This window comes from Vibrio sp. 10N.222.55.C6 (assembly GCF_041473395.1).
In the GTDB taxonomy this organism is placed as follows: domain Bacteria; phylum Pseudomonadota; class Gammaproteobacteria; order Enterobacterales; family Vibrionaceae; genus Vibrio; species Vibrio crassostreae_C.
In genome coordinates this window covers 1-444 of the sequence record NZ_JBFRSD010000886.1, presented here as the reverse complement: position 1 = coordinate 444, position 444 = coordinate 1, and the positions used below count along the sequence as shown (strand labels likewise).

Below are 444 nucleotides of genomic sequence, written 5' to 3'. Positions count from 1 at the left end.
GAATTAGCTATCGATTGGGTGATTGAGACGCAAACGGGAGACGTGTCGAAAGCTATTTTAGATGGCTGGTTAAACGGAAACCTTTACTACTTCAATGAGAAACAGAGCGAGCAGTACAAACAGCTCTACCTCATTCAAAGTATCAAAACAGCGACGTCAGCTCAGTCAGTATGGGATGATTCAACGCTTAATATCGAGAATGCGAGACAGTTTAAAAAGGTTCGTGTGAATAACAAACTTCGCGGGATATTACGCGGGGAAATAGCCTCGATTGGACTGAACAGCGGCAACCCTGATGTGCGTTATAAGGCGGTTTTGGATTTGTTAGGAACCAAAGACGCTGACATTATCGAACGACTAACTGAACTCAGAGCCAATGAATCAGATGGCAAAGTAGCTGAGCTAATGGATTTGTCGTTAGCGATTGCCACTTCTCTTAATAAC

At 43.5% G+C, this 444-nt stretch carries 1 pseudogene; it reads left to right on the top strand.

The window, feature by feature from the left end:
- A pseudogene (locus AB4486_RS26695) lies at positions 1-444 on the top strand (urea ABC transporter permease subunit UrtB); the annotation flags it as partial.